This window comes from Salipiger sp. IMCC34102, assembly GCF_004145405.1.
GTDB lineage: Bacteria > Pseudomonadota > Alphaproteobacteria > Rhodobacterales > Rhodobacteraceae > Loktanella.
The window spans coordinates 1-15,430 of the sequence record NZ_SELQ01000001.1; the positions used below are offsets into that span (position 1 = coordinate 1).

The following is a 15,430-nucleotide window of genomic DNA, read 5'->3' on the forward strand; positions in this document are numbered from 1 at the left end:
GGTCTCCAGGTCGTCGAACTGCGAGGCATCGGTGATGTTGCAGCCCTGGTCGGCCAGGAACACGGCGATGGCGGCGACGATCCCGCGACGGGAGGGGCATTGGACGCGAATGGCGAATTTGCTCATGGGTGAGGGCCTTGCTGGGGTGGAAATGGATTTGGACGTCGGACGCGTGAAGCGGATCCCCGCGACGGGAGGGGAGAGCGATCGCTTCGGCCAAAAGAGCAGCCTTCAAAGCGGGGAATTAGGAATCGAAGCGGCAGTGGAAACCGACCGACACGGGCCGACCGCTGGGGACCAGACGCTCCGGGCGCGTAGCGTAATCCTCGAGCGCGCCGCACGGAACCGTATTCCATCAGCGCACTCAGCAGGATTCCCGGGCGGCCAGCAGTCGCCGCCGCGTACGCCGCGCCGTTGCCACCCGTGACAAGATGTCCCGTATCAGGCATGCGATCCTCTCCCAGACCCGCGCGACCATTGCGCGTTTTCGCACCGTTCCATGCGCGATTTTGGTCACGCCGTCGAGCCGCACGGTAGCACGCCCAGATTTTCGGGCGCACGACAGGCGACACAGACCCTCGCAGAAACGACATGTAGCGGCCCGGCGGCCCGGAAAACCCCTTCCTGTGGGTGGGATTCGAAGGACACCTTGCGTCGCAAGACGTGAACGCGAACGGCCGGGCTTTACCTTCTCATTCGCTGCTCGAAGCTGTAGCTATCCGCCTCCGCCGGCCCCTCAGACGTGCAAAAGCCGCGCGCACGTACGGTTATTGCGCGTCACAGGGTTGAATAATCCCCGCGCATCGGCATCTAGGCTAAGTCCCCGCGGCTGCATCTTGCCCGCGCAGAAGTCTCAAAAGGTCCCGAAATGACTGACACGAAGGATGCGGCACCGGGTGCTCTGACGTTCGAAACCGACCGCGGGGCGTCGCGATCGGTCTGGATCGCCGCCGCCATCCTCGTGGGTATCGTGGGCTGGATGGGCAGCGGTTTCGTGGCCCCCGCCGAGACGGAGGCGGAACCGGAAGCGACCGAAACCGCCGAGGCACTGCCTGCCTCCGTCGTGGTCCAGACCGTGACGGCCGAGGACGTCACCCTCACCTTCCAGGCCGAAGGCCAGGCCCAACCCGACCGCGACACGTCGCTGCGCGCCTCGGCCACCGGGGATGTCGCCGAAGTCCTGATCGAGAAAGGTGCTATCGTCGAAACCGGCGATGTCCTGGCCCGCCTGTCCGACACCCGCGCCCGGGCCGACATCGCCCGCGCCGAAGAGGATCAGGCCCGCGCCCAACGCGAGATCGACAGCGCGCAGGCCCTGCTCGACCGCGGCGTGGGCACCGCCGATCGGGTGGCCGACGCGCGTGCGACGCTGGCCACGGCACAGGCACAGGTCGCCAACGCACGCGAGGCGCTGGCCGACCTCAACATCGTCGCGCCCTTCGGCGGGCGCGTGGAAACCCTGTCGCTCGACGAAGGCGGCTTCGTCTCTGCCGGTGAGGAGGTCGGGCGCATCGTCGACAACCGTCCGCTGACCGTGGCCATCCAGGTGCCGCAGCAGGTTCTCAACCGGATCGAGACCGGCCAGAGTGCCGAGGTCCAGTTCATCACCGGCGAAACCCGTGAAGGCACCGTGACCTTCGTCGGCACCTCCGCTGCCGCCGAGACGCGGACCTTCCTGGCCGAGATCGAGGTCGCCAACGAAGACGGCGCGATTCCCGCCGGTATCTCCGCCGAGGTGGTGATTCCGACCGGCACCGCGCAGGCTCAGTTCCTCTCGCCCTCGATCGTGTCGCTCGACCCGCAAGGCGAGATCGGCGTGAAGACGGTCGAGGACGAGATCGTGCGCTTCTATCCCATCGAGATCGTCAAGGCAGAGCTGAGCGGCGTCTGGGCCACCGGCCTGCCCGAGACGGCCCCGATCATCACGATCGGCCAGGGGTTCGTGCAAGAGGGTGAGCGCGTGCGCGTTCAGACCGCCTCCGAATCCGAACCCGAGCTGGCGGAAGTCGCCTCTGACGCGGCATCGGAGCTGGCCGGGGACGACGACCAATGAACGGGTTGATCGACGCCGCCTTCTCGCGCAGCCGGGTGATGGTGCTGGCGCTGTCGATGATCCTGGCGCTGGGAGCCATCGCCTACATCTCGATCCCGAAGGAAGCCAACCCGGAAGTTCCCCTGCCGCTGGTCTACGTCTCGACCGGGATCGACGGCATCAGTCCCGCCGACGCCGAACGCCTGCTGCTGGAGCCGATGGAGGCCGAGTTCGGCACCATCGAGGGGCTGGAAAAGATGTCGAGCGAATCGGCGGAGGGCTTTGCCAGCGTCCAGCTTGAATTCGCCGCCGGCGGTGACATCGACGAAGCGCTCGACAAGGTGCGCGAGGCCGTCGACAACGTCGAGGGCGACCTGCCGGACGACGCCTACGATCTGACCGTCACGGAGATCAACACGGCCCTCTTTCCCATCATTACCGCGATCCTCTCGGGCCCCGTGCCGGAACGCACGCTCAACGATCTAGCCGACGACGTGCAGGAAGCGGTCGAAGGCCTCCAGGGCGTTCTGGAGGTCGATATCGGCGGCGCGCGGGACGAGTTCCTCGAAGTTCTGATTGACCCCACGGTCTTCCAGACCTACAACCTGTCCTTCGACGAGCTGACCAACCAGTTGCAGCGCAACAACCGCCTGATCGCGGCCGGCGCCATCGAGACCGGCGGCGGGCGCATCTCGCTCAAGGTGCCGGGCCTGATCGAGGACATCGACGACGTGATGGCGATGCCGGTCAAGGTCAACGGCTCAACCGTCGTGACCTTCGGGGACGTGGCCACCGTCCGCCGCTCGTTCGAGGATCCCACGGGCTTCGCGCGCATCGACGGCCAACCTGCCCTCGCGCTCGAGGTCAAGAAGCGTTCTGGCGCGAACATCATCGACACGGTGGCCGAGACCCAGGCGACCATCGAGGCGATGCGGGCGGACTGGCCGGAAACGGTCAACGTGACTTACCTGCAGGACCAGAGCGAGCAGGTGAAGACGCTGCTGTCGGACCTTGAATCCAACGTCATTGCGGCGATCATGCTCGTGATGATCGTCATCATCTTCGCACTCGGCACGCGGTCGGCGATCCTCGTCGGCCTGTCGATCCCCGGGGCCTTCCTGGCCGGGGTCACGGCGATCTGGATGATGGGGTTCACGATGAACATCGTGGTGCTCTTCTCGTTGATCCTGGTGGTGGGCATGCTGGTCGACGGCGCGATCGTCACGGTCGAACTGGCCGACCGCAGGCTCGAGGAAGGCGACGATCCCAAGACCGCCTACGCGCACGCCGCCAAGCGCATGGCCTGGCCGATTATCGCCTCGACCGCGACGACGCTCAGCGTGTTCTTCCCGTTGCTGTTCTGGACCGGCCTGATCGGCGAGTTCATGAAATACCTGCCGATCACCGTGATCCTGACGCTCTTCGCCTCGCTTTTCATGGCGCTCATCTTCATCCCCGTGATCGGTGGGTTGATCGGCAAGCGGCAACCGCAGACGGCGCGCGCAAAAAAGGCCCTTCACGCGGCCGAAGCCGGCGATCCGCGTCGCATCGGCGGCTTCACGGGGGTCTATGTCCGTCTGCTCGAGAAGGCCATTCTGCGCCCCGCCACGACCGTCATCCTCGCGGTGGCGCTGCTGTTCGGCGGGTTTGCGGTCTACGGCGAATTCGGTCGCGGCATTTCCTTCTTCCCCGAGATCGAGCCCGAATTCATGCAGGTCGAGGTGCGCGCCCGTGACAACCTCTCGATCTTCGAGCGCGACGCGCTGGTCCGCCGGGTCGAGGAGCGTCTGCTGGACCAGGAGGGTGTCGCGAGCGTCTATGCGCGCTCTTCCATCGGCGGTGGCCAGGGCGACGAAGAGGTCATCGGCACCATCCAGCTGGACCTCGTGGACTGGGATCGGCGGCCGACCGCCGCCAGCATCGGCGAGGACATCCGCGAGACGATGGCCGATATCGGCGGGATCGACGTGCAGGTGCAGACCGAAAGCGGTGGGCCGACCTCCGGCAAGCCGCTGAACCTGCAGGTCACGGGCCGCACGCCGGAGTTGCAGACCCAGGCGGTCGAACAGGTGCTCGAAGAGATGGAGCGCATCGGCGGCTTCACCGACGTCACCGACACGCGCCCCCTGCCCGGAGTCGAGGTCGCGATCACCGTCGACCGCGCCGAAGCCGCGCGCTTCGGCGCCGACGTCAGCCTTCTGGGCCAGGCGATCCAGCTTCTGACGCAAGGGATCACCGTTACCGACTACCGCCCCTCGGACGCCGACGGGGAGCTGGACGTGCGCGTGCGTTTCCCGTCCGACGACCGGTCGTTGGCGCAGCTCAACAACCTGCGGGTGCCGACCTCCAGCGGCCTGGTGCCGATTTCGAACTTCGTGTCCTTCTCGCCGGTGGAACGGGTCGGTGTGATCCGCCGCATCGACGAGCAGCGCGTCACCACGATCGAGGCGAACGTGGCCCCCGGCCTGCTGGTCAACGACCTGATCGCGGAGCTGAATACGGCCCTGTCGAACGCCGACCTGCCGGAGGATTCCACCTATACCTTCGCCGGGGAGGCGGAGGATCAGCAGGAATCCATGGTCTTCCTGGCCAGCGCCTTCGCCGCGGCCATCGTACTGATGTTCGTGATCCTGCTCATCCAGTTCAACAGCTTCTACCAGTCGCTGGTGGTGATGAGCGCGATCGTCTTTTCGGTCGCGGGCGTGCTGCTGGGGCTTGTGGTCACGGGCCGTCCCTTCGGCGTTGTCATGGGGGGCGTGGGCGTGATCGCGCTGGCGGGGATCGTCGTGAACAACAACATCGTTCTGATCGACACCTACAACGATCTGCGCAAGACCGGCCAATCGCCCTTGGAAGCCGCCCTGCGCACCGGCGCGCAGCGCCTGCGGCCCGTCGTTCTGACCTCGGTCACGACCGCACTGGGGCTTTTGCCGATGGTGATCGGGCTGAACATCGACTTCTTCAACCGCAACATCGTCTACGGCGCGCCCTCCACGCAGTACTGGACGGAACTGTCGAGCGCCATCGCGGGCGGGCTGATCGTGGCGACGATCCTGACCCTGATCGTCACCCCCGCGATGCTGCTCCTGCGCGAAAAGCGCACGACCCGGGGGCAGCCGACGGCGCCGGCCGTGTCGGAAGGATCGCAACCCGCCTGAGGCGACGGCCCGCCACACAGGCTGCGGTTTCGGGAATGGCAAAAGGGCCGACACTTGCGTGTCGGCCCTTCTTTCGTGGTGCCGTGCGCGGCGGGATCTACTGCAGCAGGACCGGAATCTCGATCGGGCCGCGGAAACCGAAGCCGCGCCAGATCACGGCGTCGGTGTCTGGGATCGTCATGTTCGGGAACCGGTCGAACAGGGCGGGCAACATGATGTGCCCCACCGCACGGCGCGCCACATGGGTCCCCTGGCAGAAGTGCGGCCCGTTGCCGAAGGACTGGTGATTGCAGTCGTCACGGTAGACGTCGAAGACCTCGCCGTTCTTCACGACATCCTCGTCGCGGTTCGAACTGGCCTGGATCGTCATCACCGTATCGCCCTTGGGAATGGCGAAGCCGCCGATCTCGGTGTCCTCGGTCACGAGCCGCGAGGAGGCCGAGATCGGCGCGACCCAGCGCACCCCTTCCTCGAAGGCCTTCACCCAGTCGTCGTTGCGTTTGACCTCCTCCAGCTGATCGGGGTTCGTGAGCAAGCCGTAGAGCGTGGTGTTGAGCGCGTCGCGCGGTTCGTTGATGCCGCCCCCGATCGCGATCTTGATGTTGGAGTAGATCTGTTCGTCGGGGATGGGATCCTCCGCATTCAGCATGACCGAGAAGGCAGACGGATTCGGGTCGGCCCGATGGCGGTCGCGGATCCGGTCCAGCAGGGCGTGAATGCCTTCGTTGGCCCTGTCGGCCCGCTCGAAGGGCGCGTCGCGCCAGCCGAAGTTGCCTGCCCCTTCGATCAGGGCCTGGGACCATTCCATCATGTCCTCGTCAGAGGCCTCTTCCATCCCCAGAAGGATCGCCAGCCCGCGTGAGGCATAGGCGCCCGACAGAATGTGAAAGAGGTCGACCACCTCGCCCTTCGGAAGGCGCGCCACGTATTCCTCGGCGATCTTGGCGTAGCGCGGCATCCATTCGTTCGTGATGACCTTGGGGGCGAAGGCGGGCGCCATCGCCATGCGCTCACGCTTGTGCGCCTCGCCGTCCTTGCGCATGAGCGTATGCGCCCAGAAGGCACGCTTCATCGGCGTATTGGGATCGTCCGAGCTGAAAAGCTCTGGGTTGTCCTTCACGTACTTCGTGTCCGCCGCTTTCGTCAGCAGCGTGCGGCCGACGGAGGTGACGCGGACAACGGGGCTTTCGGCCCGCAGCCGGCGGTAGATCGGGAAGGGATCCACATCCAGCTGGTCGAGGGTGATGTGGTCGTTGATCGGGGCGAGGTCTGCCATGGGATCTCCTGGGTATCGAAAGGGGGGCCGGGCGGCCCCCCGCGACGTAGGTGTCATTCGCAGGTGAAGCTGTCCGCCGATTGCGGGTCTTCCCCGGTGTAGCGTGCCACCGTGGGGGCGGGGCAAAGCGGTCGCGTGGCCCCTGCAAGCTCGGCTGGCGTTTCGTCGTTGCCGGGCCGTGCGGCCACGGTCACCGCTTCGGGCGCACTGTCGTTCTCGACCCAGTCCACCAGTTCGGCAAAGAGGTCATAGCCGTCGAGCGTCGGACCGCCGGAACAATGCGCCATCCCGGGCACGGGATAGTATAGCGCGAAATCCTCGGCGTTGTCGCCATTGTTGGCGTCGAGTTTCTGATACCAGTCCGCGGTGTCGCGAGCGGAGAAAACCGGGTCGGACGTGCCATGCGCGACGATCAGCTTGCCGCCCGCGTCCCGCAGTCCGGCCAACTGGGGGTCATCCCAACCGGGCGGTGTCATGACTTCCATCGCGCTTTCGGGAAAGTCCTCCGTGGTGGCGTCGATCGCGTCGGCCCGCGCGGACAAATCGAAGTCGGACACGAAGGCCAGCAGGCTGTCGGGGTCGCCTGCCACTTGCGTCGGCGGCGTCGTGAAGACCTGCGCGAGCGAGGCCGAACCCATCACCGCGATCAGCGGCAAGTTGCCCCAGGGCGGGATCTGGCTTTCGAGCTTCCAGAAGCGCCAGTTGCCGCTTTCGATCCCGGTGTCCCAGTACCAGTCGCTGTAGACCGGATCGCTGCCGTCGAGCGATCCCGCGACGCTCTGGCTCAGCGCCGTGACCTGCGCCTCCGACAGGCAGTCGTCGTTCTGACCATCCGTGCACTGCAGCGCGCCGATGTCGAAGGCGGACTGACAGGCTTCGACGTCCTGCACCATCCCGTCTTCGAGCCCGTCGAGCGCGTCACAGGCCGCGCGAACGCCCGTCGCCACCAGGGCCAGATCCTCGGCCGGGAACGAGGATGCCAGATCGCCGGTGGGTGCCGACAGGGCCTGCACGTCGACCGCGTGCTGGAGGGCCGCTTTCGGCAGCAGGTATCCCGGGGCCGTGGCGAGGATGCCGTCGAAGGCCTCGGGCATGCGCGAAGCGGCGACCATCGCGTGCCGCCCTCCGTTGGAGCAGCCGACGCCGTAGGCGTATTCGATCGGTGCAGCGTAGAATGCCTCGATCATGTCGCGGGCCACCGGATCCAGTGTCTCCACCGCGCCGTAGCCGTACATGCGCCGCGCCTCGAAATCGAAACCGAAGCGGGTACCGCCCGCAAGGCCCGCGTCATCGACCGCCGCGCCGTCGTGGCCCGCGTCGGAGGAAACCACCGCATAGCCACGCTCCAGCGGCGTCGTCTCACCGGTGCCCGATCCCATGGCGCCGGTGGGGGCCTTCACCTCGCCGTCGCTGCCGCCGTTGAACTGGTGGACGAAGCGTCCGTTCCAATCGTCGGGCAAGGCCAGCGCAAAGCGCAGTGCGTAATCGCGCCCGTCCATGCCGGTCCGTTCCGCCATCACCCCGTTCACGAGGCAATGGGCCGGCGACCCTTCACCCGCCGGAACCGCCTCGGCAGAGGTAACCCGTGCGTCCGACAGCCCCAGGGCTTCGGTCGTTGCATCCTCGCAGGCCATCTGCGCCTGAGCGGCGGTGCCCAGCAGGCAGGCCGTCAGGCCCAATGTGATCGGTCTCATGTCATGTCCTCCCGGTTTTCATGGTCGACCCCTCTTCGGGTCGTGGTGTCAGGCCTCGCCCAGCAGCCGCAGGGCGTTCTCCTTCAGGATGAGCGGTCGCACCTCGTCCTTGAACGGGGCGTTTTCGAAGTCCGCCAGCCAGCGGTCCGGCGTGATCGCGGGCCAGTCCGACCCGAACAGCATCTTCTTCTTCAGAATCGAGTTGGCGTACTTGATGAAGATCTCGGGGAAGTACTTCGGCGACCAGCCGGACATGTCGAAATAGACGTTGGGCTTGTGCTGGGCCACGGCAAGACCTTCCTCGGTCCAGGGAAAGCTGGGGTGTGCAAGGATGATCGGCATGTCCGGGAAATCGACGGCCACGTCGTCGAGATGCATCGGGTTCGAATACTTCAGCCGCATGCCCATGCCGCCACGCATCCCCGAGCCGACCCCGGTCTGCCCGGTGTGGAACAGGGTGATGACGCCCTCCTCGGCGCAGGCTTCCAGCACTGCGTAGGCCGTCTCGCGGTCGTTGGGATAGAAGCCCTGCATCGTGGGGTGGAACTTGAATCCGCGCACGCCGAAGTCGCGCACCAGGCGCCGGACCTCGCGCGCGCCCGCGCGGCCCTTGTGCGGGTCGATCGAGGCGAAGGGGATCAGGATGTCGTCGTTTTCCGCGCACAGCTTGGCCACGTCCTCGTTGGAGTAGCGGCGAAAGCCCGTGTTGCGCTCCGCATCGACGGGAAAGATCACGGCGGCAATGTTGCGCTCGCGGTAGTAGGCAGCCGTCTCTTGCACGGTGGGCAGCATGCCGTCGGCGCCGGCGGGGTTCTTGAAGTAGGCCGCCATGCCTTCCTGGAACTCGTCGTAACCGTCGTCGCGCGGGTGCTGGCACGGCTCTTCCGCGTGGGTGTGGAAATCGATGGCTTTGACCTTTGCGAAGTCGACCATGACATGTGCTCCTTTTCGCGCCACACCGGGTCCCTGATGCGACGCACGTATTCAAGTGTCGGTGCCGCCGGCCAGAACCGGCGGCGGGGCCCGGGGCCGAGACGCTCAAACGGTCCGGCCCCGGCGTGAATGGGTCCGCCCCTAGCGGGCGGGCGTCAGGACGCTGCCGCGCCCGGCGTAGAGATCCGCGATCGCCTCGGCCCGGTTGGCCCGCAGCGCGCGCTGGTTCAGCGAGCCTTTCTCGGTCACCTCTCCCTTGTCGAAGACGGGATCGTCGTGAAGCACGGCCGCCCGGCGGATCCGCGTGGCCGACCCCGTGGCCCGGCCAGCCGCCTCGCCCAGCGCGGCCCGCAAGGCCGCATCGCGCGCCGCGTCGTCCATCGCCGCCGCCGTGTCGGAGAGCAGAAGCAAGGCGCCCAGCTCGGCCTCGTTCTCGCCCACGATCACGGCGTCGCGGACGAGCCCGCCCATGGCGTCCACCAGGGACGCGCGGACCGATCCAACGGCGACCCACGTGCCGGTGTTCAACTTGAAGTTCTCGGCCACCCGCCCGTCGAAGAAGAACCCCTTGGAGAAATCCTCCGGGTCCGCGGGCCGCAGGGCATCGCCCATGCAGTAGAAGCCTTCCTCGTCGAAGGCCTCGGCGGTCTTTGCCGGATCGCCATAGTAGCCCGGCGTGATCGTGGGCCCCTTCAGGCGCAGTTCCAGCTTGCCGCCGTTGGGGACCAGCTTCATCGTCAATCCCTTGGCGGGCACGCCCACGTTGCCGGATTTCTCCTGGTGGTCGGTGCAGGCGAGCGCAAAGGGCGCGGTCTCGGTCGCGCCGAGGCTGGAGGACAGCAGCACCTCGCGCCCCGTGGTCCGCCGCGCGATGGTCCGCAGCCGGTCCCAGGTGTGCTGCGCCATCCCCGCCCCCGCGTAGAACATCATCGACAGGCGCGCGAAGAAGGTTTCCGCCAACGCGGGGTCGTCTTCGAGCGCATCGACCAGCAGGTCCCAGCCTACGGGCACATTGAAATACCACGTGCACGAGATCTCGGACAGGTTGCGCAGCGTCTCCTCCATCTTGCCGCGCGCGGGCTTGCCGTCGTCGATGTAGTAGGTGCCGCCGTTGGTCATCACCAGGAAGAACACCTTGTTGCCCGCCGCCGTATGGTTCCACGGCGCCCAGTCCAGCACCACGGGCGGCGTGTCCTCAAGGAAGCGGTAACAGTCGCGGACCATCGCCTGCATCGTGCAGATCATGCGGTTGGTGTTGATCACCGCCTTGGGCGCGCCGGTCGAGCCGGAGGTGAAGAGATACTTGACCACCGTATCGGGGGAGACATCGGCGCGGGCGGCGTCGGCGAGGGCAGGATCGGTGTCGAGCAAGGCGTCGTAGCGCAGGGCGTCGGTGCCCGCGGGATCGAGCGCGATGACCTGCCGTTCCGCGTCGGCGATGGCGGCAAGCGCGGGGGCGAAGTCATCCGCGTTCTCGACGAAGAGCGCGCCGGGCTGCAACGTCGCCGCGATATCGCGCAGCTTGGCATGATCCTGCGAGACCAGCGAATAGGCCGGCGACACCGGGGCGTAGGGAATGCCGGTGTAGAAGCAGGCGGCCCCCAGCAGCGCGTGCTCCAGCGAGTTGCCGGACAGCACCAGCAAGGGACGCTCCGCCCCCAGCCCCATGCCCAGCAGGGCCGCCCCGAGCCGTCGGGCACTGTCGCGGCCTTGCGCGTAGGTGATACGCTGCCATGCGCCGTCATCGCCCCGGCGCGCCAGCCAGATCCGGTCGAGCGCGCACTCCGCCCAGTGGTCGAGCGAGTCGGCCAGCGTCGGCAGATGATCCGGCAGATCGCCGGTCTGCCGCATCAGGACGGTGCCGTCCGCGCGGTGCTCGTAGTCGAATGTGGGTTCCCAAAACGCGGGCGCCTCGGTGCGCCTTGGTGTATTCGCGATCGTCGTCATTACGTCTCCTCCCCCGTGGTGCCCTAGCGCGGCGCCATGCGGATGGCACCGTCCAGCCGGATCACCTCGCCATTGAGCATCGCGTTGCGCGTGATGTGCAGGACGGTGTCGGCGTACTCCTGCGGCGCGCCGAGGCGGGACGGGAACGGCACCTGCGCGCCAAGCGCGGTCTGCACGTCATCGGGCAGTTCATCCATCAGCGGCGTCAGGAACAGCCCCGGGGCCAGGGTGCAGACCCGGATCCCCTTGTCCGCCAAGTCGCGTGCCATCGGCAAGGTCATCCCCACGATCCCGCCCTTCGAGGCGGAATAGGCCACCTGCCCGATCTGGCCGTCGAAGGCCGCGACCGAGGCGGTGTTCACGATCACGCCCCGCGCGCCGTCATCGTCCACGGGATCGGCGGCCACCATCCGGGCCGCCACTTGGGAGGCGCAGTTGAACGTGCCCATCAGGTTGACCCGCAGCACCCGCTCGAAGGCCGCCGCATCGTGGGGCGCACCGCGAGAGACGGTCTTCGCCGCCCCACCGATGCCCGCACAGTTCACCAGAACGCGGGGCGCGCCGTTCAGGGCCTCCGCCAATTCGATTCCCGCGGTGACCGAGGCCGGGTCGGAGACGTCCACCTCGACGAAGGTCGCACCGATCCTGCTCGCCTGTGCTTCGCCCGCTGCGGTGTTGCGGTCGAAAATGGTCACCTTCAGCCCCGCCTGGGCCAAGGCTTCGGCGGTTGCCGCCCCAAGGCCAGAAGCCCCGCCCGTGACGATCGCGCCGTATCCGGTCCAGTCCTGCATAGCTGCTCCTTGGTGTTTCAGTCGGCGTTCCGGAGGACCGACGGACGGCGCAGGCACACCCGGCCCGTCCCGCGACACACGAGGCCAGACGGACGAGGGGTCCGTAATTCGCCCTTCGCGGAATCGATCGGGAATGTCATGCGGTCCTCCCCCATGTTCGGAGTACCTATACGCGAAACTGTTAACTTCGTAAACGATTATCGACGGCAGCGGCGAAGGAGCGCGCATGACGCGGCCTCGGGAACAGCGCCGTCTTCGGGTAGCGGCGGCGCCAATGGCCGGGCGACGCGACGGACGGGCGGCTTTTGCAAATCGAAGGCCGCCCGAATGAGCCAACCCGGCAGACCCGGTCGCGCGGCAGATTGTCCGCGCGGGGATGGTTGTGGTCAGGCCGCCGCTTCACCGGCCGCTCCTTTCTTTCGTTCACCACTTGGTCGCGTCCCTGCGAAACGCTTTTCCCAACGACTCCTGCCGCGCGGGAGATACCGTCGCGTGAGAGCAACACTCTCGCCCCGTTGACCCACTGCGTGAGGAAAAGACTTTGGAGCGCTCGAGGGGCTGGCGTAAGCCTCCGCCCATGTCTTCGGACTAGTGGCCTTCGGGCGATTCGAAAGGAAATGTCATGCACTCAGGATTCAACCTCACCAACTGGTGACCGTGCATGACGCGCGGTCCGACCGCGCACCCCCTTCTTTTCGTTCGACACGCCATAGGCCATTCCATGCATCCCCCGTTCTATATCGTCGACCATCGCGTCGGCGCGCCCAGCCACGCCCCCACCCCGCCCCGCCGCAGCGCTCCCGCGCGGCTGGACCTGCGTCCCGTGTCGGCCAACTGGCCACCCGTACCGTTCGCGGCCGCCGTGCCGACCCTCCGGCCCGATCCCGCGCGGATCGTCTGGCTCGTGCCGCCGCCGCGCGGGGTGCGGGCCCGGCTGGGATTGCTTCTGATCCGTGCAGGACGGCGCATGATCGCACCTCACCCGCCTCGCCAGGACCTCGCGTGATCGCTAGTCCGTGCCCCAGTCGGCCAAGGCGCGGCGTCCTTCGGGGGTGAGGTCGTAGATCCCGCGTGACAGGCGCGTGAACCAGCCGTAGTGGTTCGCGGCCATGATGGCGGTCGCGTCCGGCACCTCCGCCCAGGCCTTGATTCGCGCACCGCTCGCCGCGCCGTGCACCGCCAGGAACCGCGCACAGGTCAGTGCGTCCTGGCGGTAGCCCGTGACCAGCCCGTGCCGCGTCGCACCGCCCGCATTCGGATCGCCGCGCAACCGGTCGAAGGCTTTCGCCAGTCGCTTGATCTTCCTGGGACTCTTGCGGGGCACGTAGCCGCCCGGGTCGGCGTGCACCTCAATGAAACCGTCGCGCGTCCGGACCGAGATCACGCCCAGCCCCAGCCTGCGCGCCAGTTTCACGTTGGCGGCGAAGGCCTTTGCGCGCCCGCCGGCCGGAACGGCGACATAGACGTCGTCCGTCAAGGCCAACCGGTCCATCGCCTGGTGAAACAGGGTGAGCGAGAACCCCAGCTTCAACTCGACGACCACGACCTCCTCCCCGCGCCAGGCGACCAGGTCCGCCGGGCCGACCTCGCCCTTCACCTCGAAGCCCAAACCTTCGAAATAGGATTTCAGCGGCGGATAGAGATCGCTTTCCTTTGCCAACCGGCCCCCCGTGACACCATGGCACTGCACGCCTATAAGGCCGCGACATCACCGTTGCGCGAGGCACCCACCATGACCACCCTGATATTCGGCCACAAGTCCCCCGACACCGATTCCACCGGATCGCCCCTGATCTGGGAATGGTTCCTCAAGGATGCGGGCGTCGATGCCAAGGCGGTCCTGCTCGGCACCCCCAACTCCGAGGCGGCCTTCGTCATCGATCGCTGGGGCTTTGCCCAGCCCGACGTCATCAAGGACGTGACCGAAGGCCAGCCCTGCATCATCGTCGACACGAACAACCCCGCAGAGCTGCCGGACTCGATCAACGACGCCGAGGTTCAAGGCATCATCGACCACCACCTGCTGGTCGGCGGAATCAAGACCCGGGCGCCCATCGACATCACCATCCGCCCGCTTGCCTGCACCGCCACCATCATGCACCAGCTGATGGGCGACAAGGCCGCCGACATGCCCGAGGGGGTGAAGGGCCTGACTCTGTCCTGCATCCTGTCCGACACGCTGCACTTCCGCTCGCCGACGACCACCGACGCCGACCGGGCCTTGGCGGAGAGCCTTGCCGCGGACCTGGGCATCGACATGGCGGACTACGCCGACGAGATGTTCGCCGCCAAGTCCGATGTCAGCGAATTCACGGACGCCGAGCTGCTGCGGCTGGATTCCAAGGAATACGAGCTCGACGGCACCAAGTTCCGCGTCAGCGTGCTCGAGACGACGTCGCCCAAGGCCGTGCTGGACCGCAAGGACGCGCTCATGGCCGCGATGCCCGCGGTCGCCAAGGAAGACGGCGTCGATCAGGTGTTGCTTTTCGTCGTGGACATCCTGCGCGAAGAGGCGACGATGCTTCTGCCCAACGACCTCAGCAAGACCATCGCCCGCGCCAGCTTCGGCGCCGCGCCCACGGGCGACACCGTCGTCCTGCCCGGCGTGATGAGCCGCAAGAAGCAGATCATCCCGAACCTCAAGACGGCCTGATCCGGCCCCGATCGGTGCACGACGGCCCTGCCCCCGCGGCGGGGCCTTTTCGTTTCAGCCCTGGCCTCGGGATCGCGTTAACGATTTGATAGGACGGCGCCCGTTAGAAGGGCGCATGCCGAACAGAATGGCCTTGATGCGCGAGAAGCAGTCCCCGATCGCCCTGCGTGATCTGTTCGGGACGTCGATCCGGCGCAAGATCGCCTATCTCCTGCTGGTCAGCGCCTACGCCACGGGCGCGTCCTCTCTCGCGCTGGGCCTCTTCAGCGGCTGGGACAAGCTATTGCAACTCTTGCCCCTGCTGGTCCTGGTCCCCCTCGTCGTGGCGATCCCGGTCTGTTTCCTGACCGTCCACCGCGAGATCGCGAACGAGGATCTGACGCGCCGCCTGCGCGAGGCCTTGGCGCACGACCCCCTGACACGGGCGAAGACGCGCCAGATACTGTACGAGCGGTTCAACAGCAACACGGACCGCCGTGCCATCGTCATGATCGATGTGGATCACTTCAAGCGGATCAACGACACCCACGGGCACCTGGTCGGCGATCAGGTCCTGCGCGGTGTCGCGGACAGTGCCAGGCTGCAGATCCGCGGCGAAGATCTGCTCTGCCGCTTCGGCGGAGAGGAGTTCGCGGTTCTTCTGGTCGATGCCGCACCGGAGGAGGCCCTGCAGATCAGCAACCGCATTTGCACCTCGCTGAGCGAGACGCCCATCGTGACCTCCGCCGGGCCGGTCAAGGTCACGGTCAGCATCGGTCTGACCGCCGTCGACCCGTTCGAGGATATCGGAACCGCCCTGAGCCGGGCCGACGAAGCGCTCTACCGCGCGAAGGAACGGGGGAGGAACCGGACCGAACTCGCCTGCCGGACCCTCGCGCCGAGGCTCGGTTTCGCCTGATCGCCCCCGCCTTTCCATTCCGCCCGCGAACCTGCATATCGGGACGAC

General features: G+C 66.8%; 12 protein-coding genes. 5 read left to right on the forward strand and 7 right to left on the reverse strand.

What is annotated here, in order from left to right; all coding sequences use genetic code 11:
* Nucleotides 1-126 (reverse strand): ACT domain-containing protein (locus tag EU805_RS00005; RefSeq protein WP_129761895.1); only part of this gene is annotated, 126 nt, incomplete at its 3' end.
* 742 nt (nucleotides 127-868) lie between these two features.
* On the opposite strand from EU805_RS00005, the gene EU805_RS00010 reads away from it, so the two are divergent.
* Complete coding sequence (locus tag EU805_RS00010; protein ID WP_129761896.1) at nucleotides 869-2,053, forward strand: efflux RND transporter periplasmic adaptor subunit; 1,185 nt, start codon at nucleotides 869-871, stop codon at nucleotides 2,051-2,053.
* Nucleotides 2,050-5,190 carry an efflux RND transporter permease subunit gene (locus EU805_RS00015; protein WP_129761897.1) on the forward strand — a complete coding sequence of 1,047 codons (3,141 nt, stop codon included), beginning with the start codon at nucleotides 2,050-2,052 and terminating at the stop codon, nucleotides 5,188-5,190. The genes EU805_RS00010 and EU805_RS00015 overlap by 4 nt, the downstream gene beginning before the upstream one ends.
* Nucleotides 5,191-5,287: 97 nt before the next feature.
* On the opposite strand, the gene EU805_RS00020 is transcribed toward EU805_RS00015, so the two are convergent.
* The 5 genes from EU805_RS00020 to EU805_RS00040 all read right to left on the reverse strand — a co-directional run bounded on the left by EU805_RS00020 (nucleotide 5,288) and on the right by EU805_RS00040 (nucleotide 11,831).
* Nucleotides 5,288-6,466 carry a cytochrome P450 gene (locus tag EU805_RS00020; RefSeq protein ID WP_129761898.1) on the reverse strand — a complete coding sequence of 393 codons (1,179 nt, stop codon included), beginning with the start codon at nucleotides 6,464-6,466 and terminating at the stop codon, nucleotides 5,288-5,290.
* Nucleotides 6,467-6,519: 53 nt separating this feature from the next.
* Nucleotides 6,520-8,160, reverse strand: coding sequence for a tannase/feruloyl esterase family alpha/beta hydrolase (locus EU805_RS00025; RefSeq protein WP_129761899.1), 1,641 nt, complete (start codon nucleotides 8,158-8,160; stop codon nucleotides 6,520-6,522).
* A gap of 48 nt (nucleotides 8,161-8,208) precedes the next feature.
* Complete coding sequence (locus tag EU805_RS00030; protein WP_129761900.1) at nucleotides 8,209-9,093, reverse strand: amidohydrolase family protein; 885 nt, start codon at nucleotides 9,091-9,093, stop codon at nucleotides 8,209-8,211.
* A gap of 141 nt (nucleotides 9,094-9,234) precedes the next feature.
* Nucleotides 9,235-11,040, reverse strand: a complete 1,806-nt coding sequence (locus tag EU805_RS00035) for a feruloyl-CoA synthase (protein WP_129761901.1) — start codon at nucleotides 11,038-11,040, stop codon at nucleotides 9,235-9,237.
* 23 nt (nucleotides 11,041-11,063) lie between these two features.
* Complete coding sequence (locus tag EU805_RS00040) at nucleotides 11,064-11,831, reverse strand: SDR family NAD(P)-dependent oxidoreductase (RefSeq protein WP_129761902.1); 768 nt, start codon at nucleotides 11,829-11,831, stop codon at nucleotides 11,064-11,066.
* Nucleotides 11,832-12,552: 721 nt separating this feature from the next.
* On the opposite strand from EU805_RS00040, the gene EU805_RS00045 reads away from it, so the two are divergent.
* A complete protein-coding gene (locus EU805_RS00045) occupies nucleotides 12,553-12,837 on the forward strand; it encodes a hypothetical protein (protein WP_129761903.1) in 285 nt (94 codons plus the stop codon).
* A gap of 3 nt (nucleotides 12,838-12,840) precedes the next feature.
* On the opposite strand, the gene EU805_RS00050 is transcribed toward EU805_RS00045, so the two are convergent.
* Nucleotides 12,841-13,491 (reverse strand): DUF2161 domain-containing phosphodiesterase, encoded by a 651-nt coding sequence (locus tag EU805_RS00050; protein WP_129761904.1) that lies wholly within the window; start codon nucleotides 13,489-13,491, stop codon nucleotides 12,841-12,843.
* A 72-nt stretch (nucleotides 13,492-13,563) separates the two neighbouring features.
* On the opposite strand from EU805_RS00050, the gene EU805_RS00055 reads away from it, so the two are divergent.
* Nucleotides 13,564-14,484 carry a manganese-dependent inorganic pyrophosphatase gene (locus tag EU805_RS00055; protein ID WP_129761905.1) on the forward strand — a complete coding sequence of 307 codons (921 nt, stop codon included), beginning with the start codon at nucleotides 13,564-13,566 and terminating at the stop codon, nucleotides 14,482-14,484.
* 115 nt (nucleotides 14,485-14,599) lie between these two features.
* Complete coding sequence (locus EU805_RS00060; RefSeq protein WP_129761906.1) at nucleotides 14,600-15,382, forward strand: GGDEF domain-containing protein; 783 nt, start codon at nucleotides 14,600-14,602, stop codon at nucleotides 15,380-15,382.
* Nucleotides 15,383-15,430: the final 48 nt, after the last annotated feature.